Source organism: Mycobacterium sp. SMC-14 (genome assembly GCF_046250075.1).
GTDB lineage: Bacteria > Actinomycetota > Actinomycetes > Mycobacteriales > Mycobacteriaceae > Mycobacterium.
In genome coordinates this window covers 1,642,313-1,667,087 of record NZ_CP176429.1, presented here as the reverse complement: position 1 = coordinate 1,667,087, position 24,775 = coordinate 1,642,313, and the positions used below count along the sequence as shown (strand labels likewise).

Annotated in this window: 20 protein-coding genes; 8 read left to right on the top strand and 12 right to left on the bottom strand. The window is 68.3% G+C overall.

Going from position 1 to position 24,775, the window contains the following annotated elements:
• Positions 1-156: 156 nt before the first annotated feature.
• Positions 157-3,579, bottom strand: coding sequence for an amino acid adenylation domain-containing protein (locus ACKY0W_RS07900; RefSeq protein WP_409437092.1), 3,423 nt, complete (start codon positions 3,577-3,579; stop codon positions 157-159).
• Positions 3,580-3,665: 86 nt separating this feature from the next.
• Between ACKY0W_RS07900 and ACKY0W_RS07895 the strand changes: the two genes are divergently transcribed.
• Entirely contained in the window at positions 3,666-5,204 is a 1,539-nt protein-coding gene (locus ACKY0W_RS07895) for a (2,3-dihydroxybenzoyl)adenylate synthase (RefSeq protein WP_409437091.1), read from the top strand.
• 15 nt (positions 5,205-5,219) lie between these two features.
• Here the strand turns inward: ACKY0W_RS07895 and ACKY0W_RS07890 are convergent, their stop codons facing one another.
• The 3 genes from ACKY0W_RS07890 to ACKY0W_RS07880 all read right to left on the bottom strand — a co-directional run bounded on the left by ACKY0W_RS07890 (position 5,220) and on the right by ACKY0W_RS07880 (position 10,277).
• Positions 5,220-5,849, bottom strand: a complete 630-nt coding sequence (locus tag ACKY0W_RS07890; protein WP_409437090.1) for a DUF3060 domain-containing protein — start codon at positions 5,847-5,849, stop codon at positions 5,220-5,222.
• Between the two features lie 100 nt (positions 5,850-5,949).
• Positions 5,950-7,689, bottom strand: coding sequence for an ABC transporter ATP-binding protein (locus ACKY0W_RS07885; protein WP_409437089.1), 1,740 nt, complete (start codon positions 7,687-7,689; stop codon positions 5,950-5,952).
• Positions 7,686-10,277, bottom strand: coding sequence for an ABC transporter ATP-binding protein/permease (locus ACKY0W_RS07880; RefSeq protein WP_409437088.1), 2,592 nt, complete (start codon positions 10,275-10,277; stop codon positions 7,686-7,688). Before ACKY0W_RS07880 ends, ACKY0W_RS07885 begins: the two co-directional genes overlap by 4 nt.
• Before the next feature lie 126 nt (positions 10,278-10,403).
• Between ACKY0W_RS07880 and ACKY0W_RS07875 the strand changes: the two genes are divergently transcribed.
• Entirely contained in the window at positions 10,404-11,033 is a 630-nt protein-coding gene (locus ACKY0W_RS07875) for a GNAT family N-acetyltransferase (protein ID WP_409437087.1), read from the top strand.
• Here the strand turns inward: ACKY0W_RS07875 and mbtN are convergent.
• The 3 genes from mbtN to ACKY0W_RS07860 are packed head-to-tail and all read right to left on the bottom strand — an operon-like array spanning position 10,994 to position 14,057.
• Positions 10,994-12,160, bottom strand: coding sequence for a mycobactin biosynthesis acyl-ACP dehydrogenase MbtN (mbtN, locus tag ACKY0W_RS07870; protein ID WP_409437688.1), 1,167 nt, complete (start codon positions 12,158-12,160; stop codon positions 10,994-10,996). The two genes, ACKY0W_RS07875 and mbtN, sit on opposite strands and share 40 nt — an antisense overlap.
• Positions 12,161-12,165: 5 nt before the next feature.
• A complete protein-coding gene (mbtM, locus tag ACKY0W_RS07865) occupies positions 12,166-13,752 on the bottom strand; it encodes a long-chain-fatty acid--ACP ligase MbtM (protein WP_409437086.1) in 1,587 nt (528 codons plus the stop codon).
• Complete coding sequence (locus ACKY0W_RS07860) at positions 13,749-14,057, bottom strand: acyl carrier protein (protein WP_409437687.1); 309 nt, start codon at positions 14,055-14,057, stop codon at positions 13,749-13,751. The genes mbtM and ACKY0W_RS07860 overlap by 4 nt, the downstream gene beginning before the upstream one ends.
• 125 nt (positions 14,058-14,182) lie before the next feature.
• Here ACKY0W_RS07860 and ACKY0W_RS07855 point away from each other — a divergent pair, with 125 nt between their 5' ends.
• The 5 genes from ACKY0W_RS07855 to ACKY0W_RS07835 all read left to right on the top strand — a co-directional run bounded on the left by ACKY0W_RS07855 (position 14,183) and on the right by ACKY0W_RS07835 (position 19,421).
• Positions 14,183-15,121: a hypothetical protein gene (locus tag ACKY0W_RS07855; protein WP_409437085.1), complete on the top strand. Its 939-nt coding sequence runs from the start codon at positions 14,183-14,185 to the stop codon at positions 15,119-15,121.
• A 146-nt stretch (positions 15,122-15,267) separates the two neighbouring features.
• Positions 15,268-16,125 carry an SDR family NAD(P)-dependent oxidoreductase gene (locus tag ACKY0W_RS07850; RefSeq protein WP_409437084.1) on the top strand — a complete coding sequence of 286 codons (858 nt, stop codon included), beginning with the start codon at positions 15,268-15,270 and terminating at the stop codon, positions 16,123-16,125.
• A gap of 11 nt (positions 16,126-16,136) precedes the next feature.
• Positions 16,137-17,057 carry a ferritin-like domain-containing protein gene (locus ACKY0W_RS07845; RefSeq protein ID WP_409437083.1) on the top strand — a complete coding sequence of 307 codons (921 nt, stop codon included), beginning with the start codon at positions 16,137-16,139 and terminating at the stop codon, positions 17,055-17,057.
• A 1-nt stretch (position 17,058) separates the two neighbouring features.
• Positions 17,059-18,528, top strand: coding sequence for a flavin-containing monooxygenase (locus tag ACKY0W_RS07840; RefSeq protein WP_409437082.1), 1,470 nt, complete (start codon positions 17,059-17,061; stop codon positions 18,526-18,528).
• Positions 18,525-19,421, top strand: coding sequence for a MerR family transcriptional regulator (locus ACKY0W_RS07835; protein ID WP_409437081.1), 897 nt, complete (start codon positions 18,525-18,527; stop codon positions 19,419-19,421). Before ACKY0W_RS07840 ends, ACKY0W_RS07835 begins: the two co-directional genes overlap by 4 nt.
• A 22-nt stretch (positions 19,422-19,443) precedes the next feature.
• Here ACKY0W_RS07835 and ACKY0W_RS07830 read toward each other — a convergent pair whose 3' ends face one another.
• From ACKY0W_RS07830 to ACKY0W_RS07815, 4 genes are all read right to left on the bottom strand, one after another.
• Positions 19,444-19,713, bottom strand: coding sequence for a metal-sensitive transcriptional regulator (locus ACKY0W_RS07830; RefSeq protein ID WP_409437080.1), 270 nt, complete (start codon positions 19,711-19,713; stop codon positions 19,444-19,446).
• A 70-nt stretch (positions 19,714-19,783) separates the two neighbouring features.
• Positions 19,784-21,130 carry a salicylate synthase gene (locus ACKY0W_RS07825; protein WP_409437079.1) on the bottom strand — a complete coding sequence of 449 codons (1,347 nt, stop codon included), beginning with the start codon at positions 21,128-21,130 and terminating at the stop codon, positions 19,784-19,786.
• A gap of 65 nt (positions 21,131-21,195) precedes the next feature.
• The gene (locus ACKY0W_RS07820; protein WP_406758565.1) at positions 21,196-21,690 is read right to left on the bottom strand and encodes a hemerythrin domain-containing protein; all 495 of its coding nucleotides are present in this window, start codon (positions 21,688-21,690) and stop codon (positions 21,196-21,198) included.
• The gene (locus ACKY0W_RS07815) at positions 21,687-22,712 is read right to left on the bottom strand and encodes a Rieske 2Fe-2S domain-containing protein (RefSeq protein ID WP_409437078.1); all 1,026 of its coding nucleotides are present in this window, start codon (positions 22,710-22,712) and stop codon (positions 21,687-21,689) included. The genes ACKY0W_RS07820 and ACKY0W_RS07815 overlap by 4 nt, the downstream gene beginning before the upstream one ends.
• Positions 22,713-23,227: 515 nt before the next feature.
• Here ACKY0W_RS07815 and ACKY0W_RS07810 point away from each other — a divergent pair.
• Complete coding sequence (locus ACKY0W_RS07810) at positions 23,228-23,500, top strand: hypothetical protein (protein WP_406758563.1); 273 nt, start codon at positions 23,228-23,230, stop codon at positions 23,498-23,500.
• A gap of 48 nt (positions 23,501-23,548) precedes the next feature.
• Here ACKY0W_RS07810 and hemW read toward each other — a convergent pair whose 3' ends face one another.
• Positions 23,549-24,730 (bottom strand): radical SAM family heme chaperone HemW, encoded by a 1,182-nt coding sequence (hemW, locus tag ACKY0W_RS07805; protein WP_409437077.1) that lies wholly within the window; start codon positions 24,728-24,730, stop codon positions 23,549-23,551.
• Between the last annotated feature and the right edge of the window lie 45 nt (positions 24,731-24,775).

Here is a 24,775-nt window from a genome sequence, read left to right as displayed (position 1 = left end):
CCGGGATCGCGGCCTACCGGCAGACCGTCGAGGGGCGTGCGAAAGCAACTGCGGGACGGGAAATCGCCTTTCCGAAAACCGTCCGGCGCACCCATCGCCGGCCTGGGCGAAAGGTGGGCTCTGGAAGTCGCCGGCTGAATCGGCGACTCCCCTGGCTCACTCCTCGCCGATCGCCGCCAGCACGTCGGCAGCATCGAGCTGTGCCACTTCCAGGTAGATCTCGGCGACCGCATCCAACCGACCGGGATCAGCCTCAGCCGCAGCCAGCCGAGAGGCCAGCCCCGCGACGGTTCGGGTGGCGAAGATGTCGGCGACCACCGCTCCCGGAGCGTCCAACCAGGTGCGGATGCGTGACACGGCAGCGGTGGCCAGTACCGAATCGCCGCCCAGGGCAAAGAAGTCGTCGTCGGCTCCGACTCGGGCGGCACCAAGCACCTCGGCGACGATCGCGGCCAAGGCACGCTGCAGCGGACCGGATGGCTCGCGGTAGCCGTCGCCGGCCGCCATTGCCGCGGCCAGCTCGGCCGTCACCGCCCGCCGGTCGATCTTGCCGGAGACGGTGTAGGGAACCGTCGAAACCAGTTGCAGCTGACGGGGAATCATGTGTTCGGGCAGCGATTCGGCCAGCCCGGCCTGCAATCCGGCGACGCTCACCGCGGGATCACCGGTACGCACGGCGGCCGCCAACACCTCGCGCCCACCTGGCTCGGACAGGGCCACCACCACTGCCTCGGCGACCCCGGGCAGCCGACGCAATGCGGATTCGACCTCACCGAGTTCGATGCGATAGCCGCTGATTTTGACCCGGTGATCAGCGCGGCCGACGAATTCCAGTGTGCCGTCGGGAAGGTAGCGGACCAGATCGCTGGTGCGATACCAGGTTCGGCCGTCATACTCGACGAATTTCTCGGCGGTCAGATCGGGCCGACCGCGATAACCCGAGGCGATGCCGCGCCCGGCGACCCACAGTTCGCCGGCCACCCAGTCGGGGCGGTCGGCTCCGTCGGCGCCCACCACCCGGCAGGCGATGTTGGGCAGGGGGAAGCCGTAGGGCACCGCGGCCCAGTGCGCCGGCGGGTCACCCACGACCTCGCACAGCGTGGCGTGGATGGCTGTTTCGGTGGCCCCACCCAGTCCGGCGAACCGCACGCCGGGAGCAGCCGCGGCGAAGTGTCGCGCCAGTTCGGGACGCACCCAGTCGCCACCGGTCAACACCGCGCGCACCGAAGACAGTTCGCCGCCGGTGGCGGCCAACATCTCCAGGGCGCCGGGCATCAGGTTGAGCACGCTGACCCGGTGCCGTGCCACCAGCCGCGCCCACACTTCGGGGCTGCGCCGGTCGGCCTCATCGACCATCACGATCGCCGCACCGGCGCGCAGCATGGCGAACACGTCGAGCACCGACATGTCGGCGTCCAGGGTCAGCAGCGCCAAGCTGCGGTCGCTCGGCGCGAATCCGAAACGAGCACTGAGGGTTTCGATGGTGTTCATGGCGGCGTCGTGGGTGAGCTCGACACCCTTGGGCTCGCCGGTGGAGCCCGAGGTGAACACCACGTAGGCCAGCTGGGACGGATCGGTGCGAACCGGGTCAACGGCACCGGCCCGCTGTAGGGCATCGGACGCCGCCAGCACCGGAATTGCCAACGCGGGCACCACGTCCCCGGTCACCAGGGCCAGCGCGGCACCGCCCAGGGCCACGATCCGCTCCCTGCGCTCGGGCGGCTGATCGGCAGCGATCGGCAGATAGACCGCGCCGGCGGCCAGGATGCCCAGCAGCGCCGGAATCTGCTCGGCGCCCTTGGGGCCCAGCAGAGCCACCGTGTCACCGGGTTGCACGCCGCGCTCCTGCAGCGCGGCGGCCACCGCCAACGCCTGATCGCGTAGCCGGCCGTAGCTCAACTCCCCGGATCCGTGCAGCAGCGCAACCGCCTCGGGGTTGCGGTCGGCCTGGCGAAAGAACCCGTCCTGCAGGGCTTCCCCGCTCGGTTCGGCGGTGCCCGCGTTCACCGACTCACGGACCTGGGCCTGCTCGGCGGGCAACGCTGCCGGCGCGGGTTCCGCCCAGCCGTCACCCCGGGCCAGCCGGGTGAGGTCGGCGATGTGGTGGGCGAACATGGCGTCGATCACGCCGGGCGCGAACATGTCCTCGCGCACATCCCAATTCACCAGGATGCCGCCGTCGAACTCGGTGACCTGGGCGTCCAGCAGCACCTGCGGGCCCTGCGAGATGATCCAGACCGGGGTGCCGAACGCGCCGGTGACCGCATCGGCGAACAGCTCGCCGAGTCCCAGCGCGCTGGTGAACACCACCGGCGCCAGCACCTGCGTGCCGCGGTGGCGGCTCAGGTCACGCAGCACCGCCAAGCCGGGGTAGTCGGCGTGTGCGGCGGCAGTGCGCATGGCGTCCTGCACCGCGTGCGCGCGCTGCGCGCCGGTGCCGGCCTGGCTCAAATCCACATCCAGCAGCAGTGACGAGGTGAAATCACCCACCAGCCGGTCGACGTCGTCGTGCAACGGTTCCCGGCCGAACAGCGGCACATTGAGCAGGAAGCGCGGCGCGTCCGACCAACTGGCCAGGGTGTGGGAGAACGACGCGGCCAAGGTCATGGCTGGCGTGACGCCGTGGGCGCGCGCCTGAGCGAACAGCGCGTCGCGGGTGTCCGGGTCCAGCCGGTGCCACCGCCGGGTGCTGCGCCGCGGGTCGGCGGGGGCGCCCGTGGGCGGCGGCAGCTTGGGCGGGTCGGGCAGGTCGGGGATACGCTGCGCCCACCACTGGCGGTGGTCCTCGTCGGGTTGTCGGTTGGCGGTGGCGTGACGGTACTGCCGGTAGGTGTAGCCCAGCTCCGGCAGCGACTCCCCGCGGTAGGCGGCGGCCAGATCCGCCATCAGGGTGCGGTAGCTCATCGCGTCGGCGGCCTGCATGTCCAGGTCGACGTGCAGACGCGCGGTCCCGTCCGGCAGCAACGACACCGTGAGCTCGAAGACAGCGTCGTCGAGCTGCTGATGCGATTTCGCCACCCGGGTGGCGTCCAGCCGCTGGGCCACCTCGGCGGCATCCAAGCCACGCAGGTCCTGCACCACGACGGGCAGTTCGGCATCGGGCCGGATGTACTGGGTGCCGTCGGGTGAGAATTGCACCCGCAGCATCGGGTGGCGTGCGGCCAACGCGGCCGCGGCGGCGGCCAGCCGATCCGCATCAATGCCGGGCCCATCAAACTCCACGTAGAGGTGCCCGGCCACCCCGCCGAGCGCGACGTCGTCGTCGCGTCCCACCCACATGGCGTGCTGCATGGGAGCCAGCGGAAACGGTGCGCCGGCATCGGTCGGGTCGTCCGTCGGCGCGGTCACGGGTATCGGTTCGCCCCGGTCGCCCAGCAGGTCCTGCCACGCGGCGATACGCGGGTCGGCGGCCAGCGCAGCGAAGTCGACGTCAATGCCCTGTTTGCGCCAGCGACCGGCCAGGCTCATCATCCGGATCGAGTCCAGACCCTGTCCGACCAGGTCGGCCTCGGGATCGACGGCGCTGGCGTCGGCGCCGAGCAGGTCAGCGACCTGCGCACGTATCTCGTCCGGCCCCACGGCGCCACTCCACCCTTCGTTAGGCTGCCCTAATTTCTCGAAGCTACTCTATCCAGGTTCGGTCTTCGGTAAGCCAGGGAGTACACATGCACGGGTTCGTACCGTTTCCCGACGAGAGGGCCGCCGCCTACCGTGCGGCCGGCTATTGGAGCGGACGGCCGCTGACATCGCTGCTCGACGACGCGGCGGAGCGCTGGCCCGATCGGCCGGCGGTGATCGATGGCGGCGCGACGCTGTCGTATGCGCAGTTGGATGCGGGCGCCGATCGCGCAGCGTCGGGTCTGCACCGGCTGGGTGTCGGCGCCGGCGACCGGGTGTTGCTGCAGTTGCCCAACAGTTGCGCATTCGCGGTCACGCTGTTCGGGCTGCTGCGGGTGGGCGCCATCCCGGTGCTCTGCCTGCCCGGACACCGTGCCGCTGAGATCGGGCATCTGGCCGCGGTCAGCAACGCGGTCGGGATCGTGATCCCTGACACCACTGCGGGATTCGACTATCCGGCGATGGCCGCCGAACTCGGATTGAAACGGCTCATCATCGAAGAGGCGTCCGACGACTCCCCCGCGCCGCGATTCACCCCCGATCCGGCCGCGCCGGCACTGCTGCTGGTCTCCGGTGGGACCACCGGGATGCCCAAGCTGATCCCCCGCACCCACAACGACTACATCTATAACGCCACCGCCAGCGCGCAGCTGTGCGAGCTGACCGCTGACGACGTCTATCTGGCCGCGTTGCCGGCAGCCCACAATTTTCCGCTGGCCTGCCCGGGGCTGCTGGGCGCCATGTCCGCGGGGGCGGCCACGGTCTTCGGCGCCGACCCCAGCCCCGAGGCGGCGTTCGCCACCATCGCCCGTCACCGGGTGACGGTCACCGCGTTGGTGCCGGCGTTGGCCACGTTGTGGGCGCAGGCCTGCGATTGGGAGCCGCAGAAGCCGACGACGCTGCGGTTGCTGCAGGTCGGCGGTGCCAAGCTGGCCGCGGGCGATGCCCGCCGGATTCGGGAGGTGCTGACGCCGGGCCTGCAGCAGGTGTTCGGCATGGCCGAAGGGTTGCTCTGCTACACCCGGCCCGGCGACGCGGCGGAGTTGCTCGACACCACGCAGGGCCGGCCGTTGTGCGCCGACGACGAATTGCGGGTGGTCGACGAGGACGGCGCCGAGGCATCCGAAGGTGAGCTGATGGTGCGCGGGCCGTACACGATCAACGGCTACTACAACGCTCCCGAAGCAAATGAGCGATCCTTCAGCCCGGACGGCTTCTACCGCAGCGGGGACCGGGTCCGTCGCCTGGCGAACGGCTACCTGGAGGTGACCGGGCGGATCAAGGACGTCATCGTCCGCGGCGGCGAGAACATCGCTGCCGACGAGCTGGAGACGCACCTGCTGGCGCATCCGGCGGTTAGATCGGCTGCCGCGGTCGGCTTGTCGGATCAGTACTTGGGCGAAAAGGTGTGCGCCGCAGTGGTGTTCAACAGCGCACCGCTGACGCTGGCCGAGCTGAACCGACATCTCGACGAGTGCGGGGTCGCCACCCACGTGCGGGTCGATCAGCTGGCGGCGCTACCGGCCCTCCCTACCACGGCGGTCGGCAAGATCGACAAAAAGGCATTGGTCCGCCAGCTCGGCTGAACCGAATCCGCTGACCTACCCACGTTCGACGACGTTGTCGAACCCCGAGGTGCTCACTTCGGGGTTCCCGGAGCGGTAGGTAATCCGGTTGTTGAGACCCGATGCCGTGACTTTTGGCGTGGAGTCGATGGTGATGACGTTGCCGATGCCCGACACCGTCAGACCGGCGCACTGGCCGGTGAGTTCCACCGTGTTGCTGACCCCGCTCACGGACACGTAGCGGCCGTCGCAGGCCAGGGTCTTGTTCTCCCCGGCCCCGGCGATGATGAGGGTGACACTGCTGTCCGGAGCCGGGACAGCGGGCGACGCTGCGACCGGCGGTGCCAGAACGATCGGCGGTTCGGGCGCAGGCGCCGCCTTGGAGGGCAACGGTATCGGGGTGAAACCGCTGGGCGTGGTGGGCCGCCCAGGCTCGGAGCTGGTCGAGTCCTGGGCGAACAGAAACACTGCGAACGCCCCAGCCGTCACCACCACCGCTGCCATCACACTGACGACGATGGCGAGTCCGCGGCCGTTTCCTGACCGCGACGGCGCCCGCCCGTCGACAGCACCCGTCGGGGCGGTCAGTTCCACGGGGCGGGCGAAGCCCGACAGCGGACGCTCCAATTCCCGTATCCGGGCCTCGGGGTCATCGTCGGCGTTCACGCCTTCGATGATCGCACTAAATCGCACTAAATCGATGGCGGTGGCCCGCTGCGCCCGGCTCCGCCGCGCTTGCGACCACCGCAAAATCGATGGCGAGTCGCTAGCCGGCGTGGATCTGCCACCCGGCGGCATCGTTCTGCTGTCGCCAGAACTCGTCGAAACGTCCACCGGCCGCGCGTAATTCGTCGATCGTCCCGTCCTCGATGACCTTGCCGTCGTCGATGAACAACACGCGGTCGGCCTGGGAGATACTGGCCAGCCGGTGCGCGACGATCACCCGAGTGCGCGGGCGCGACTCCGAGCTCAGCGCGGCGACGATCGCCGCCTCGTTCTCGGTGTCCAGCGCGCTGGTCGCCTCATCGACCAGCAACACCGGTGCGGGTTTGAGCAGTGCCCGGGCGATGCTGACCCGTTGGCGCTCACCGCCGGACAGCGCCGCGCCGGCCTCTCCGACCCTGGTGTCACTGCCGTCCGGCAGGCGGGCGACCAGCTCGTCGACCCGGGCTAATTCGGTGGCCCGCTCGAAAGCCTCCTGATCGGCGCCGGGGTCTCCGACCAGCACGTTGTCGCGGATCGTGCCGTCGAGTAGGTAGGGATGCTGGAACACCACGCTGGTGGCGGCCCGCCGCGACGGGGCGTCGAGCCCGACGGCATCCACCCCGTCGAGCAACACCCGGCCGCCGGTGGGCTCATGCAGTCCGGCGATCAGGGACAAGATGGTGCTCTTGCCCGAACCGGATGGTCCGACGATTGCCGTGGTGGTGCCGGCCTGCAGGGTGAAGCTGACTCGGTCGAGCACCGGTGGGCCCGCCGAGTCGTAGCCGAACGTGACGTCGTCGAACTCGATGCGCGGCGCGGCGGCATCCTCGGGTACCTGACCGGGTCCGACCGTCACCTCCGGCGCGGTGAGCACGGCGCGGATCCGCTCGAGGGAGGCCCGCGTCGACTCCAGGGCCGGCGCCAGCTCGCTGATGACGGTGAACGGTTCCAGGTAGCGGGCCGCCACCACGATCAACGCGATGGCCTCGGGAACGCTCAGCGTGCCGGTCACGGTCAGCGCGGTGGTACTGCCGGCCAGCAGGATCAGCGCGCCCTGGCTGGCCAGACTGAACAGCAGTTGCCCCGGAATCTGCATGAGTAGCAGCCGCATCGCGGCGCCATGCTGGGCGCTCAGCGCCTGCCCGACGGTGCTGCGCTCGGGTTCGACGCGCCGCGCCGCGCGCAGCGCCTGCTGGGTGCGGGCGAACTCGATGATTCGTTCCGTCAGAGCGGTGTTCGCGTCGCCGGCCGCGGCGTCCGCGCGGGCGCTGAGTCGGTTGGACGCCCACAACGCCCCCAGCAGCAGCGGCACCCCGCCCAGGGCGGCCAGCCCCAGCTGCCATGACACCCCGAGCAAGGCCAGCGCGATCGCCGGCGGCAGCAGGATCGCGCTGATCAGCGGCGTCAGCAGATTGACCACCAGGCTCACCAGTTCGGGGCCGGTGGCAGCGATCGCCTGTCGCGCGTCCGCGGTGTTGGCGGACGTGAACCAGCCCAACCGCACGCCGGGCAGGCGGTCGGCCACGTCGTGTTGGGTGTGATCGAGGACGGCGAAGCCCAGGTCGAATCCGATTCGGGCGCACGCGAAGTCGATCAACCAACCCGCGGCGGTCGCCACCGTCAGCCAACCCAGCCAGGCCAACGCCCGGCTCGGGGTCTCGGAGAACAGCGCGCTCACCAGCGGGACCAGCAGCACGGTTCCCGCCGCCCGCACCGCCACCGACAGCAGCGTCAACGCGGCGTAGCCGAACATCCGGCCGCGACGGTCATGCGGGATCAGCTGGATCAGGGTCCGGATCATCGGCCCGCCTCCGCACCGACGGTGACCGCGGCGCGGCCCGTCTCCCACAGTTGCAGGTAGCGTCCCTGCGCGGCCAGCAGCTCGTCGTGGCTGCCCTGTTCGACGATGCTGCCGTGGTCGAGCACGACGATCTGATCGGCACCGGTGATCGTGTGCAGCCGGTGGGCGATCACCAACACGGTGCGATCCTGGGTCAATCTGTTCAGCGCCTGCTGCACTAGGTATTCCGATTCGGGGTCGGCGAACGCGGTGGCCTCGTCCAGGATGAGGACGGGCGTGTCGGCGAGGATGGCGCGGGCGATGGTGAGCCGCTGCCGCTCCCCCCCGGAGAGCGCTGCGGCGGCACCCAGCACGGTGCCGTAGCCGTCGGGCAACCGCAGGATCCGATCATGGATCTGGGCTTCGCGGGCCGCGGCCTGCACCTGCTCGTCGGTGGCGTCCGGGACCGCGAGTGCGATGTTGTCGCGGACCGTCCCGTGCACCAGCTGCGTCTCCTGCAGGACGAATCCCACCCGGCGATACAGCTCGTCGGCGGTCAACGACCGGATGTCTTGACCGCCAACCGATATCGATCCGGACTCGACATCGTGGAAGCGAGCCAGCAGCGCGGCCAGCGTCGACTTACCCGAGCCCGATGGGCCGACCAGTGCAGTCACCGTGCCCGGCCGCAGGGTCAATGACACTCCGCGGATCACCGGGACACCGGGACGATAGCCGAAGGTTGCGGCCTCGAAGCGCACCGTCCCAGCCGTTTCGGCTGCCTCCGAACCCAGCCGCTCTCCTACCTCGAGTTCGGGCTCGTCCAAGGCGATCTGTAGCCGCCGGGCCGCCAGCATGCCACCGCGAATACCGCCGACCCCCAGGCCGATGCCCAGCAGGCGGGCGCCGAAGGTGGTGCCCAGCAACAGGAACGGCAGCAGGTTCACCGGATCCATCCGGCCGGAGAGAATCAGCGGGGTGCCGGTCAGCATGATCAGCCACAGGAAGGTCGACGGGCGGGTGACCAGGTCCATCAGCGTCTTCTTGCCGATGAAGGGCCGCTGCCAGTCCACCAGGAATTTGATGTAGTCGTCCAACTGGCGGCGGAAGGTGGAGGCGGCGGCCCCGCCGAACACCCGGATCACCGGCTGACCCTCCAGGTAGGTGCCGGCTTCGCCGTTCATCCGCTCGGCCCAACGTTGCGCCTGACTGATCTTGGGGCCGGACTGGGTCATCATCACCGACATCAGCACCATGTAGACCAGCACCGGTACGAACAGCACCAGAGCCACCCGCCAGTCCACCACGAACAGGTAGACCAGCACCGCCACCGGTGCCACCACGGCGGCGACCGCGTCGGGGATGGCGTGGGTGACCAGATAGTGCAGGGACAGGGTGTCGTCGGCGACCAGTTGCTTGATCGAGCCGGATCCGCGGGCGGTGAACCAGCCCAGCGGCAGCCGTGCCAGCTTGCTCAGCAGCCGGGTCCGCAGCGCGCTGGCGAAGCGGGCGTCGACGACGTGCAGCCAGAGCGTCAGTCCCGCCCCCAGCAAGGTGCCCAGGCCCAGCAACGAGAGTGCGGCGATTCCGATCGCCCACAGCCGTGACTCGTCGGCGCCGGTCACCAACAGCCGGGCCAGCTCCACCAGCAGCACGAACGGGGCCAACTGCAGCAGTGTGATCAGGGCCTGCAGGACACCGGAGATGATCAGCGGCACCTTCAGCGCGCCGAGCAGCCGGCCCGCGGCCTGGGCGCGCCATGCCCCCTTCGCGTTGACTGGGCGCTCACCGGGCACCTCACTCGCACTTGTGTCGGGTGACGGCAGAGTCGACGCGGGCTTTGCGGTGTCTTCCGGCCCGCGCTGGGTGCCCATGGCACGGCCGGCGGTCCAGTAGGCCTGCGCGTGGATCTCGGATTTGGGGAAGCCGAACTCGTCGCGCAGCCGGGTCCGCAACGCCTTGAGGGTCGCCGCTTCCGGGGTGGCCCAGGCGTACCAGTCCGACCAGTCTCGGGCTTCGATCGCCGCGGCCAGCGAGCTCGCGTCGCGGCGGGGCACCCAGTGCACCCGCAGCCGGGGATGTCCACGCAGCGGGATCAGCAGATCGTCGTCGTCGTGCTGTTCGAGGTAGAGCTCGATCGGAACGTCAGGTGCGACGGTGCCGATGATTCCGTTGATTCCCGGTATCGACGCCGAGTCCCCCATGAGTAGGTAGCCGGCGGGTTGCGCGTCGGCGTCGGGCACCTCGAAGCGCGACGAGCCCATCAGCGACATCGCCGCGATCGTGGCCCCGGGCTCCACGGTGCGGGCCCAGCGGGTGGCCGGCCCGGCCGGTTCGTGCAGCACCATGTCGACCGCGAATCGTCCGGTCTCGGCGTCGCCCTCGGCGATCGTGTAGGCGCGCTGGAACTCGGTGTCCGATCCGTCCGGGTCCGGGAACCAGAACCGCAGCCAGGCACTGGGTTCGACGGCCGCGTCGGTGAACAAGGTCGGCGAATGCATCCAGACCCGGATGCAGTGTGGGGCGATCCGGCTGGTCTCGAGCACCGTTACGGTGTGGTCGCGAGCACCGAAGCCCCGCAGAATCGCACCTTGCAAGCCGCGCGCCATCACGGTCCTTTCGCCAACGGTGGCCCACCCCGCGGAGCCGGGCTCGGCGCCCCGCCGCCAAGTCGAACCTAGGTTACCCTACCCTCACTTACCCGAAGGGGAGCTCGGGTAAGCTGACTGCTCGTTATGACTGACGCCGCAACCATCCTGCACCGCGAGCTGACGGACATTTCCGACGAGGTTCGCAGTGTGCCGGCACCGCCCATTCCGGCGCTCGCCGAGCCGTACGCGATCCGGGTCGCCGACCCGGACGTCGACGCGGAAATGATGTCCGAGTGGATGAACCGGCCGCACCTAGCGGAGACGTGGGAGTCCGCCTGGCCCCCAGAGCGCTGGCACGCCTACCTGAGCGCCCAGGTCGCCGGCAGCTTCACCAGGCCGCTCATCGTCAGCCGGCACGGCCAAGACTATGGCTATATCGAGTTATACCGGGCGGCAAAGGATTCCATCGCCAAGTACTACGATGCCGACCCGCGCGATCTCGGCATGCACGGCGCCGTTGCTGACATCGCGGCGGTCAATCGGGGGTTCGCAGCGATCCTGCTGCCGCGCGTGATGAAAAGCGTGTTCGAACTGGAACCGCAGTGCCGGCGGATGATGTTCGAACCCGAATATCGCAATACGGCGATGCGTCGGCTGGCCGAGTATGTGGGCGGCACCTTCCTCGGCGAACACGACATGGGTTATCGCAAGATGGCCTTGTACGGGGTGCTGCGCTACCCCGACGACGACCCGTTGGCGAACAACTCGTCGTAGCGGTCGTAGTCGGGGCGCATCCCGGCTGCCACCAACTCCCAGAGCACCTCGTCAGTGCCGCCGCCGACGCGGGCCAGCTTCATGTCCCGCCACCAGCGCCCGATCGGCGTCTCGTCGACCAGGTAGCCGGAGCCGCCGAAGATGTGCATACATTCGGAGAACACTTCTTCACCGAGCCGGGCCGCGGTGACCTTCATGGCCGCGGCGGTACGCAGATCGAGCCGCCCGTCAACGGCAATACCCTTGAGTGCGTGGCGGAGCAGATCGACCCGGGCTTGCAGGTCAGCGACGCGCATCCGTAGCGCCTGGTGCTCGAACAGAGTGGCGCCGAACTGTCGGCGGCGCATCATCCGGGCGTGAGTGAGCCCCAGCATCAGCTGACACGACGCGGCGACCTGCCCGGCGATAGACATGCGTTCATGGGCCAGGCCCCAGGAGATCGCGGCCAGGCCGGTGCCCGGGCGGGCGATCAAGGCATCAGCCGGCACCCAGGTGTCGATATCGACTGCGGCGGTGTCCAGCGGCCCGGCCCCCACCTTGCGGTACGGCTCGTTGATGTGCACTTGGGAAGTCGGGACCGCGATCACCATGACGTTGCCATGTCGACTGTTCTCGTCGTGGTCCACGCCGCGCGCCACCACCAAGATGTGATCTGCGATCGGAGACAGCGACACGAACTTCTTGCGGCCTCGCACCTCGAAACCATCACGCACGGAACGAACTTCGGTTTCGACGATCTGCAGGTCCGAGCCTCCAGACTCTTCCGAGGCCGCGATGCAGAGCACCGCCTGGCCCCCGATGGCCTGCTCGCAGATGTTCTGCAGATATTCGGACCGCCCGAACCGGCGCAGGATCGCGATGGCGGAGTCGTGCAGGCTCACCCCGACCCCGATACCGGCCGATCGCAGCTGGCCCAGCTTGAACGCCAAGGCCACCAGCTTGGCGACATCGGGATGCTGGCCGTTGCTCCACTTGCCCGCGAACACCCCGGTACGGCCCAAATGCTCGATCAGCGCGCGCGGAAAGCGCTCGGTGGCTTCGGCTTCGGCGGTCCAGTCGGCAACCTGGTGGTCGAACACCTCGTCGAGCAAGGCGCGATAAGTGTCGATGTCGGAACCAGCGGTCACTTCGGTCACTTCATAACCTCCAGGTTCCGTTTGACTTCCAGTCGCCGCAGCTTGCCCGACGACGTCCGGGGCAACGATCCCGGTGCCAGGAACACCACATCTGCGGGCACCACCCCGCATTGCGATGCCACCCGGGAGATCAGGTCGGCACGCGCGCCCGCCTCGTCGCGACCGCGGAACTCCGCGGCGATCACCAGACCCGGACGGATTCCGTCTCTGCCGACCGCCACCACCGCTCCATCGCGGACACCACGCACCTCGGCGGCCACTCGCTCGATCTCGGTGGGAAACACGTTGCGTCCGGCGATCGAGATGATCTCTTTGGCGCGGCCGCAGACCACCAGGCCTGCGTCGGTGAAGTAGCCGAGGTCGCCGGTGGTAAACCAGGTGTCCGGCTCCAGCGCCGACTGGCCCAGGTAGCCGGACATCATCGAGGTTCCGCGGATCTCGATCTCGCCGACTTCGCGTTGCGGCAGCTCCTCATGGCGCTCGGCTACCGGACTGATCCGGACCTGCATTCCGGGAATCGGTTCGCCGAGCACGGCATGCCTGCGCACTGCCTCGGCATCATCGCTTGCCGCACCGACGATTTCGTCGTACTGCAGACCGGTACCTGGCCGTGGCGCGGTCACCGCGCAGGTAGCTTCGGCCAAGCCGTACGACGGCATGAGAGCACCGGGATCGAGGCCGAACTTGCCGAGTTCGGCGACGAATCGCTCCAGTCCGGCACAGTCGACCGGCTCGCCGCCGTTGATCGCGACCCGCAGCCGGCCCAGGTCCACTTCGGGGACTCTTCGGGCGTATTTGCCGATCACGGTGTAGGCGAAGTTGGGTGCGGCGGTCATGGTGGCCCGGCTGTCGTGCAGCCAGCTGAGCCACCGAAACGGCGAGGCGGCGAACGCCGCCGTAGGCGCCAACCACTGCTCAGATCCGGTCAGCGCGGCGCTGAGCAGGAAGGTCAGCCCCATGTCGTGATACAGCGGCAGCCAGCTGCAGCCGACATCGTCTGCCGGATCGACACCGACGTGCTTACTCAAGCCGGAGACGTTCGCCAATACCGCGGCCGGTGACAGCTGGGCGGTGCGCGGGGTGCCGGTCGACCCGGCGGTGCCCTGCAAAACCGCGGGCACATCGGGTTCCGCAGTGACCGGTTTGACCGAGCGACCGGTGCCGGCGGCCGCGGCAACGTCAGCCATCGCCAGAGGCCGACCGTTCTCCTCGGCGCGCAGCAGATCCAACACCGATCCGTGGCTCAGCACCGTGCCGACCCCGATGCCGTGGAAACGATCCAGCGTCGCCTGCGCCCATTGCCGGGGATCGGCGCCGCGGACCGGTCCGGGCAGGATCGACACACTGCGGCCGGCCAACCATGCGCCCTGAATCGCGGCGACCAGATCTGCGGTCGGCTCACCGACCAGCCCCACGGCCCCGTCGTCATCGCCGTCAAGGATCCGGGCGGCCACACTTTCGGCCCGGGCGTGCACCTGCTGCCACGGATGGCGATTCCATGCTCCGGCCTCAGGATCGAAAACCACCAGGTCGTGTTCCGACCCGGTCATCGCCCCTGCCAGGACGCTGGCCAGCACGCTCACGCGCCGGCGGGGGCTTTCGCCCTGATAGCGGCCTCAAGGTCGCCGACCGTGTCACAGGTCAACAGGTCTTCCTCAGACAGTGCGACGCCGAGCCGGTCCTCGATGGCCACCATGCCGATCGCGAACGCCACTGAATCAAGGCCCACGTCATCGACCAGCCGCGACTCCGGCGTCACCCGGCTGAGGTCGACCTGCAGATCGTCGCGCAAGATCTCACGCAGCGCGACGCTTACGGCGTCAGAGGACGAAGAGCTCATGTGGGCCGACGCTACACCAGATCCAGAACTAAGGTTAGCGTGCCCTATCTTGTGACTCGTGACACTAAGAGTAAGGCAAGGCTTGCCTGATGTTTGCTCATGTGGTTAACGTTGGCCATCGTTCTACATAGACACGAACCTCACATTAGATGAGGTCACGATAAGGAGAAGCAATGCAGCTCGCACTCGCTGCCGGGTCGACCGACTCCGGCACCGCCTCGAACGCCCGGGCCACCGGCCTCATGGCCGCCGGGATCGCCCTGGCCGGCGCCGGCGTGCTGGCCGTCAGCCCGGTTGCGCCGCTGGCCCCCGTCGGCCACCAGCCGGCCGTCGAGCTCACCGCCACGACCTCGGAGAACCTCGACGCGCTCACTGAGCTGCTCTCCGGCCCGAACCCGATCTTCACGGCCTTGGGCGAGCTGTCCAGCTACTACGGCCAGGCCACCAGCGACAGCCTGCAGGGCTCGTTGGACGGCATCGAGGGCATGTGGTCCGGCATCGGGCCGATCGTGGGCCTTGAGACCAACCTGCCGCTGATCATCGACTTCCTCAAGGAGGGTGACGTCACCCACGCTTGGAACCTGATCAACTGGGACATGGTGTTCGGTGCGCAGTACATCTTCCAGCCGCTGTTCAACCGCGTGGTCAGTGGCGAAGAGGTCCTCGGAGTCTTCGGCATCGGGACCGACATGAGCCAGGTCTTCACCAACCTGCAGGACCTGTTCGACGACTTCAGTTTCTGGAAGAGCGCTGCCAAGTCCGTGTGGGAGCCCTTCCTCGGCTTCCAGTTCGCGCTGGCGGAGAACTTCACCAGCAACCCGGACCACGCGCCCCAGGACCCGTTCGACGCACTGCTCAACGGCTATGTCGTGTGGGACGAGGACGGCGGCGTTCCTCGGGCGCCGTGGCAGGGCCTGCTCACCTCGAACGGCACCTTCGCGTACCTGTTCGACAAGCTGCCCAACTTGATCGCCGCCGCGTTGACCTCCACCATCCCGGTGGAGCCCGACACCGACGTCGACGCCGGTGGGGCCCTCGCCGACCCGAACCTGTTGGACACCTCGGACAGCAACCTGCTCGACTTCGGCTGGCTCGACGGCCTGTTCAACTAAGCAGTACCGCACCATCTGTCTCGCGCGAGCGCTGGCGATCCCAGCGCTCGCGCGGCAGCAGAGCCGGGTTCGGGCCGCCACGGGCCCGAGCCCGGCTCTAAACATTGCCATTGACTAATGGCACCATTGACTGTTGACTCAGTCACATGATCCTTGGCCGATCGCCCAAACGCAGCCATGGGGCCTCCGCCGTCGTGACCGGCGCCGGAAGTGGCATCGGAGCCGCCTTCGCCATCGAACTCGCCCGCCGCGGCAGCGCCGTGGTCTGCAGCGATATCGACGATGACGCCACCCAGGGCACCGTCGAGGCCATCACCGGCGCGGGCGGCCGCGCCACCGCCGTGCACTGCGACGTCTCTCAGCTCGACGAGGTCACGGCGCTGGCCGAGGCCGCACAGTCCTGGTTCGGCCACGCCCCCACCCTGGTGATCAACAACGCCGGCGTCGGCGCCGGCGGGCAGCCGATCGGCGAGATGGCGCTGGACGACTGGAACTGGACGCTGGGCATCAACCTTTGGGGCCCCATCCATGGCTGCCACGTCTTCACCCCGATCCTGCGGGAGGCAGGGCCCGATCACCCCCGCGGCATCATCAACGTCGCCTCCGCCGCGTCGTTCGGCGCCGCCCCGGAAATGGCGGCCTACAACGTCAGCAAGGCGGGCGTGCTGTCGCTGTCAGAGACCTTGGCGGCCGAGCTGTCCGGTACCGGCATCGGTGTCACCGTGCTGTGCCCGACGTTCGTCAAGACCAACATCGTCGAATCCGGCCGGATCACCGCCCAATCCAGTGAGGCGGCGAACCTGCTGATGCGCTGGACCGGGCTCTCCGCCGGACGCGTCGCCCGCGACTGCCTGGACACCCATGACCGTGGCGGGCTGTACTGCATGCCGCAGCTGGACGCCAAGATCGGTTGGAACATCAAACGTTTCGCGCCTGAGACATTCACCCGAACCATCGGACTGGCATTCCGTGCCAGTGCCGCATTGCCAGGTAGGTCCGACTAAAGGAGATCACGATGGCTCTCGACATGGACGTCATGCTCACCAAGATCAAGGATCGGCAATGGGCGCTGGCCGATATCGACTGGGACGCACCGGGAGCCGAGCTGATCCGCCCCGAGATGGCGCCCAAGCTCAAGAAGTTCATGGCCGACCTGTGCTGGATCGAGAACATCGGCGCCCGCGGCTTTGCGGCCATGGCACGCAAGGCGCCCACCGCGACGCTGGCCGAGATCTACCGCTACTTCCATGCCGAGGAGCAACGCCACGCCAACGCCGAGCTGGCGCTGATGAAGCGCTGGGGCATGCTCGAAGACGGCGAGATGCCCGAACCGAATGTCAACATCCGGTTGGCCATGCAATGGCTCGACGACTACTCCGACGACCTGCCGCTGTCGGTGCTGGGCACGGTGATCCCGATGCTGGAAGTGGCACTCGACGGCGCCCTGCTCAAGTTCCTGCTCGATGAGGTCGATGACCCGGTCTGTCATCAGGTGTTCGAGAAGATCAACAACGACGAATCCCGGCACATCGCTGTTGATTTCGAGGTGCTGGAGCTGATCGGCCACGCCGACGCCCGCAGGCTGGCGATCGAGTTCGTCGGCACCGTCGCCTCCCCGTCACTGATCGTCGGCGCGCTGATCTCGGTCCCGCTGCTCAACCGGATTCGCAACGAAGTCATCGGCATGGGACTGGATCCTCAGCGGCTCTATTCGGCGCTGATGCGTTTCACGCAGTTCGGTGAACGCGGCGAACACACCCGGCGGGTGCCCGCCTACCAGGTGATCAAGCGCTACTCGGGCTGGATGGCCAACCCGGACAGCCCGTATCACCTGCTGGCCAACCCCGCGGTGTGGCTCTCCGGCTTCTACCCCAAACGACTGCTCAAGCCCATCCCGAGCTGGTTCAAAGAGCTCACCTACGAACCGGCGGCCTGACGTGGCGCGCGCGCACGTCTACCAGACGCTGATCGTGGGTGCCGGGTTCACCGGGATCGGCGCGGCGATCAAGCTGGCGGAAGCGGGCCTCGCCGGCGCCGACGAGATCGTCATCCTGGAGCGCAGCGACCGGGTCGGCGGCACCTGGCGCGACACCCGCTATCCCGGTGCGGCGTGCGATATTCCGTCTCTGCTGTATTCCTTCTCGTTCGTCGCCAACCCCGCCTGGTCGAGGGCCTACCCCTCGGCCAGTGAGATCTGTGCACACATCGAGGACATGGTCGACCGGTTCGACCTGCGCCGCCACATCCGGTTCGGCATCGAGGTCACCCGAATGACTTTCGATGAGGGCGACGGCGTGTGGACGGTGTCGGCCGGGCGCACGAAGTTTCGCGCCCGCACCGTGGTGCTGGCATCCGGGCCGCTGCCGGATTCCAGCTTCCCGGCCCTGCGCGGTCTGAAGAGCTATACCGGCCACAAGATCCACAGCGCACGCTGGGATCACGACTACGACTTCACCGGCAAGAGGGTTGCGGTCATCGGCACCGGCGCCAGTGCGGTGCAGATCATCCCGGAGCTGGTCGAACAAGCTGGATTCGTCAAGGTCTTTCAGCGCACTCCGGGCTGGGTGATCCCCCGCCTGGACATGGCCATGCCGGCCGCGGTGCAGGATCTGTTCGCCAAAGTCCCTGCCGCCCAGCAGCTTGCCCGCCAGGCGCTGTTCTGGGGGCATGAGGCCAGCGCCACCGCACTGGTGTGGAACACTCCGCTCACCGGCCTGGTGGCCCAACTGGGCAAAGCCCACCTGCGCGCAACGGTCAAAGATCCCTGGTTGCGTCGCCAGCTCACGCCGGACTTCACCCCCGGCTGCAAGCGCATGCTGATCTCCAGCGACTACTACCCGGCGCTGCAGCGTGACAACTGCAAGCTGATCGCCTGGCCGATCGCCGCGCTCAGCCCGTCGGGCATCCGCACCAGCGACGGCGTGGAGCACCACCTGGACGCCATTGTGTTCGCGACCGGTTACGACGTGCACCTGACCGGCCCGCCGTTTCCGGTCACCGGGCTGGGCGGCCGCTCACTGGCCGCGGACTGGAGCGGGGGCGGCCAGGCCTTCAAGAGCATTCAGGCCCACGGCTACCCGAACCTGTTCTTCATGACCGGCCCCAACTCCGGGCCGGGCCACAATTCCCTGCTGGTCTACGTCGAAGGCCAGATCGACTATGTGGTGCGTGCCATCGGTGCGATCCGCGGGCGGCGCCTGCGCTACCTGGACGTGCGTGACGATGTACAACGCCGCCATAACGAGCAGATTCAGCGGCGGCTGGGTAAGACGACCTGGATGTCGGGCTGTCGCAGCTGGTATCTGACCGAGGACGGTTTCAACGCGTCGATGTACCCGGGGTTCGCAACGCAGTATCTTCGGCAGATGCGCAGTTTCCGCCTCTCCGACTACCACGCGGTGGCATGACCGGACCGGATCGTCCCGCCAAGCCCGACTCCATCGCCGGGGTGCTGGCCAATCTGCGGCGGGTCCCCCGCCGGGTGCGACGCGAGTCCCGCGAGGTGATCGAGGCCGCGGTGACCCAGCTCTTCGAGATCGTGGTGCGCCACCCGGGTAGCAACACCGCATCGCGCGAATACCGGATCGATGACCTGGCCCGATTGGGCGGCACCACCACCCGCAACGTGCGGGTGTACCGGGACCGGGATCTGCTGCCGCCGCCGCGACGGGTCGGGCGGATCGCGTTGTACAACGACACTCACCTGACCCGGCTGCGGCTGATCACCTCGATGCTCGACCGCGGCTACACCATCGCGCACGTCAAAGAGATGATCGGCGCCTGGGAGCAGGGCAAGGACCTCGGCGACATCCTGGGACTGGAAAGCGCGATCGCCGGTAGCTGGACCACCGAACGGCCCGAGACCATGCCACGTGCGGAGGCCGAGCGGCGGATCGGCGATCCGCCGGCGATGCGGCGGCTGGTGGCGCTCGGGGTGATCCGCCTCAACGAGGCCGACGCCCTGGCCACCATTACCCGGCCCAAGCTGATCGATGCGTTCAACGAGGTCCGCGGCTACGGCATCGCCATCGACAAGCTCATCGACCTCTACGAGCAGTCGTTGCCGCACATCGACGCGATCAGCCAGATGTTGGTGCGAGCCGGCGCCGAGCACGTCCTGACCCGGATCCAGCCCGGTGCGCCACTGCCGGCCGACACCGAGATCGCCGAGCTGATCGGCATGCTGGTGCGGTTCCGCACCCAAGCCGTCGCGTCAGTGACGGCCACCTTGGCCTCGTCGATCGAATCGACCATCGAGTCGATGGTCAGCGGCCTGCTCACCGAGTCGCTACTGCAGTGACCGCCGCCGCGTACGGATGCCGCTAGGCCAGCGCGAGGAAAAGCTTCTCAAGTTCGTCTTCGGTGAGCGGCGCTTTGCCGCTGGCGGATTCACCAGCCAGGCATTCGCGAAGTCCACTGGCGACGATCTTGAAGCCCGCCCGGTCCAGCGCCCGCGAGACCGCGGCAAGCTGGGTGACCACGTCCTTGCAGTCGCGGCCGCCTTCGATCATCGCGATCACCCCGGCAAGCTGGCCGTGCGCACGGCGCAACCGGTTCAACACCGACTTGACGCTGTCTTCGTCATCAAGCACGTGAGGTCCTCTCCCCGAACTGGCCGTTATACCCTATAGGGTATCGCACTCCGGGAGTGGGGCGGCGGATTCAGCGGTCGGCGATCAGATACGGCGCCAGGGTGGCCAGCTTCTCGCAGGTCTCCTCGAATTCCCGCTCGGGCCGCGACTCGGCGATGACGCCCGCTCCGGCCCGCAGCCAGCAGCGCCCGCCGCCTTCGTAGGCCGCCCGCAGCGTCAACGCGGCATCGAGGCCGCCATCGTCCGAGAACATCACTACCGCACCGGAGTACAGCCCTCGCGGACACTCGTCGAGCCGCAGGATGGCGTCGATGCCGGCCGATTTGGGAATTCCCGACGCGGTGACCGCGGGGAACAGGGCCTCGAGGGCATCCATCCGGTCCCGGGCAGGATCCAGCTGCCCGCGCACCGTCGACCCCAGGTGCTGGACGCTCCCCCGCTCCCGCACGGTCATGAAGTCGGCGACGACGGTAGTGCCGGGCTCGGCGATCTCGGTGATCTCGTCCACCGAGGTGCGTACCGAGATCGCGTGCTCCACGATCTCCTTGGCATCGGATTCCAGCTCGGCTCGGACCGCCGCGTCGATCGCGGGATCGCCGGTACGTGCGCGCGTCCCGGCCAGCGGCTCGGTGACCACCACGCCGTCGCCGCGCACCTCGGCCACCAGCTCCGGGCTGTAGCCGAGCGCGCGGATCCCGCCCAGCCGCAATAGGAATGACCGAGCCGGGGTGTTGTGCCGCCGGCCCAGCCGGTAGGTCGAAGGGAAGTCCAGCGCGAACGGCACGTCGACGCAGCGCGACAGGATCACCTTGCGGTAGGCGCCGGCGCGGATCTCCTCGACCGCGGTCCCCACCCGATCGCGATAGCCGGCGCCGTCCGCGTCGACCACGATCGGCGACGGCTCTGCCAGCGCGGGGACTCCGTCGGCCAACAGTCGCTCCAGCACCGCGACCGCCCGGTCACCGTGCCCGAAGAGCTCGACCTTCTCGGCGGTGACGACGATGCGGGTCTGCGGCCAGAACACCCGCGCCAGTGCGGTTCCCGGCGCCAACCGGTCCTGCAGTCCGAAGCGGTAGGTCCCGAATTCGAAAGCCACCCAGCCGAATACCTCAGCGGCCTCGAGCAACAACCGGTCCACTGCCTCACCGAGCACCGCTGCCGGTCGGCCCCGCCAGTGTTCGCGACGCACCACCCCGTCGCGGACTGTGCGCAACTCGTCGCTGTCCAGCTCGACGGCGGCACGCACGCCGGCGGCCAGCGTCCAACTTCCACCACGCTCGTAGAGCAGGTACTCCTGACCGTCATGTTCGGGCAGTTCCGCGGCCAGCGCGGCAGCCAGATCAGCCGGCTCGATGCCCGGCGGCAACGGCACCGACGACGCAGCTTCGGAGACTGTTTCGACACCGACCTCGGACACGATTAGTAAATGTAGCCTAACCTACCAAGTGACGTGCGCCTCGCCCCGCGATCCCGCGCGCAACCTCAGCCGGGCAGCAGGGCCAGCAGTCTCGCTCGCGCTTTCACGTGCAGCTGCTCGAACTTGGAATTGCGCTGCCGCTCCATCTCCGCGGCCATCCGATTGCCCAGGTCCTCCAGCTCCGCATCGGTCAGGTCGACCGGCGCCGGCGGGGGCACCAGGTCGCGCTCCTCTTCGTCGGCGTGCGCCTCCAGGACGGTCAGGAAGGAATTCCACTCGTCCACATACCGGGGCGAGCTGGTCGGAGTCCGCAATGCCACCGCGAGCTGGTCGTAGATCTGTCGGTGCTCGGCATGTGCAATCGCGATCAGCTTGCTCGCGGCCGCCAGCGCCGGATAGTAGATGTCGTCCTCGATCTTCATATGGATGGTGAACTCGCGCAGCAATGTATCGAGGGTCTGCTGCCGCTCGGCCGAGCCGACGGGAGCGGCTTTCAGCCGGCCGCCCAACCCGCGCAGCACGTTGTGGTGGTCCCGCAAGACGGTGTAGGCGTCACTCATTGTGCGATCTCCTTCTGTTCCGCGATTTCGGGGCACTCCAGGGTCTGCGGGGCGAGATATTTGACCCGGCCCTCACCAAGGGGTGTCACCGCGCCGTCGCGCAGCTCGACCATCCCGTCACGCACCCGCGCCTGGTAGCAGGGCAGCGGCGCGGCAGACGGTCCGCGCAGCACCGCACCGGTTTCCACGTCGAACTGCGAGCCGTGCCACGGGCACACGATCCGGCCGCGGTCCACCCAGCCGTCTTCCATCGGCGCGGCCAGGTGCGGGCACAATCCGGCGAAGGCCGAGACGCTGTCGCCGTTGCGGCACAGCACCACCGCGACGCCGTCGATGTCGATGCGCTTGGGCTTCTTGCCGGCCGGGAGCTCCGCCTCCGGAAGCACCGGCGTCCAGTCGTCGATGCGCAGCCGATCACCGGACTGATCGATGCCGATTCCGGAGCCGAACACCAGCGCACCGCCCAGGAATCCGCTGGCGGAGGTAATGCCATAGCCGACCGCGCTGGTCACGATGCCGCGCAGCTGCCGGCCGCGGCGCCGGTCCCGCCAGGACTGGATGTACAGGCCCGTGGCGACGAGATTCAGCACGCCGTGCACCAGCCCGATACGCCGGTCCTTGTCGTGGGTGTGCTGCCAGTCGGTCACCCCGGTGGCCGCGGATGCGAAGTTGGCCGCAATCCCCAGCCCCAGGGCGCGCCGGGCGAATCGCGACGCGTCAAGCACTTCTGTCGCGGACTTGCCCGGGAGCAGACTCAGCGCATCCAGGGCGACGGTTGTTCCAATGGCACCGGTGGTCAGCGATGCCAACGGCGGATGTACCGGGTGACCCAGCCACACGCCGTTCAAGAAGTTGGTCACCCGGGTCCGGGCCCCGCCGAAGGCATTGAACGCGAAGCTCAATACGTTCTCCAGCCGGTAGCTGGGCCGGTCCATCCACTCCTGTCGACCGAGAATCTCCAGCACTCGCCCGCCGGCTCCGTGCGCCCGGTCCGCGGCGCCGCGCGCCCGCTGAACTGCCATCCCGTCGGTCCTCCATCTGCCCCCGGCTACGCCATGTATTGGGCCTCGTTTGCGGAGCTATAACCGGGAGCGTATCCGCATATACGATGTCCTACAAGTAACGGATTACGATATTGCTGCCCGCGCTCCGGACTCGATGCCAACCGGACCGGCGCTGCGCGTCGCAGCAATAGCAAAACCACTATTTACCATTGCAATTAATCCTCCTACAGCCGCCACTCCACGCCTAACGAGACGGACCTGGCAACGCCAAGCAAGATTGCTGTGAATACGTTGGCAACGCATTTCCGGTGCATATCACCGACCAGTCGGAGTACCGCCTAAACCGTATCTGCGGTTTCCCTATAAGTCGCCGGACCGGCCAGCGGATGAGTGGCGCCGGCCGCTGCGACGAGATTGCAGTGACGCGTAACAGGCGTTCACGATTCGGTATCAGTCCTCACACAAAGGTTGGCAACGCCGACATCCGTGCGGACTATGGAGTCATGCTAAGTATTCGCAAACTCGTGGGATCGATGTTCGTAGCGACAGCCGCCGCGGCAATCGCCGCAGCCCCGACAGGCGTGATGCTGATGACCGGCTCGGCGGGCACGCCCGGCCAGACCGCGGTGGCCCAACCGCACGGTTCCGGTGGCCCGGACGGCAACGGCGGAGGCGGCGGCTGTGGCCATGACGCCGGTTGGCAGGGCTGTGGCGGCTTTGTCCCCGGCCAGGGTGGTTTCGGCCACGGCTGCTTCAACGGCATCTGCGGCAGCTGGGACGGCGGCCGCGGCTGGTTCAGCGGCTAACTCGCCGCTGAACCAATTGGCGGCGACCCGCCGCGCTCGTGATCGCCGCTAGCCCAGCAGCGAACGCACCACCGCGTCGGCCAACAGTCGGCCGCGATCGGTCAGCACCAGTCGCTCACCGTTGATGTAGAGCAGTCCGTCGCCTATCGCGGTCGCGGCGCGCTCGCGCTCCTGGGCATCCAGAACCGCCAGCGCCAGCCCGTCGCGCATCCGCAGTCGCAACATCACGTCCTCGGTGTGCCGGTCGGCGACGGAGAGTTCTTCGAAGCCGGCCACCGGCAGGGCGTTGTCCCCCAACAGTTGCGCGTAAGTGTTCGGGTGCTTGACGTTCCACCAGCGCAGGGCGCCGTCGTAGCTGTGCGCGCCCGGTCCGGCGCCCCACCATCGGCCGCCGGCCCAGTAGCCCAGGTTGTGCCGACAGGCTGCGCCGGGCCGGCTCCAGTTGGACACCTCGTACCAGTCCATCCCGGCCGCTCGCAGCCGGCCGTCGACCAGCTCGTAGCGGTGTGCCGCCACATCACCCTCGGGAGCGGGCAGTTCCCCGCGCCGGACCCGACGGGCCAGTGCGGTGCCGTCCTCCACGATCAGGCTGTAGGCCGAGACGTGATCCACTCCCGCCTCCAGCGCGGCGTCCACCGACCGCAGCAGATCGTCATCGGTCTCGCCGGGGGTGCCGTAGATCAGGTCGATATTGAGGTGCTCGAAGCCCGCGGCCCGCGCCTCGCGGGCGGCCGCCACGGGCCGGCCCGGCGAATGGATCCGGTCCAGGGTGGCCAACACGCGCGGCGACACCGACTGCATGCCCAGCGAGACCCGGGTGTACCCCGCGGCACGGATCGATTCAAAGAATTCCGGCGACGTCGACTCCGGGTTCGCCTCGGTGGTGACCTCGGCGTCGTCGGCCAGTCTGAAGTGCTCACGAACATGGTCGAGCACGCGCGCCAGCCGCGCCCCGCCCAGCAGCGACGGTGTGCCGCCCCCGACGAAAACCGTGTCGGCCGGCTGGCCGCCCAGCCGGGCGGCCGCCAGTTCCAGTTCCTTCCCCAACGCAGCCACCCAGGCGTCGGGGTTGGCGCCGCCGAGCTCCGCCGGGGTGTAGGTGTTGAAGTCGCAGTAGCCGCACCGGGTGAAACAGAACGGCACGTGCACATACACGCCGAACGGGCCGTCGTGGCCGCGCCGGTCCGGCGCCACGTCGGGCAGCGCTACGGCAGTCGGGGTGGATGTCATGGGGCCCGATCATCCCACGGCGACGCGGGTGGCGCCGTGGCGTCA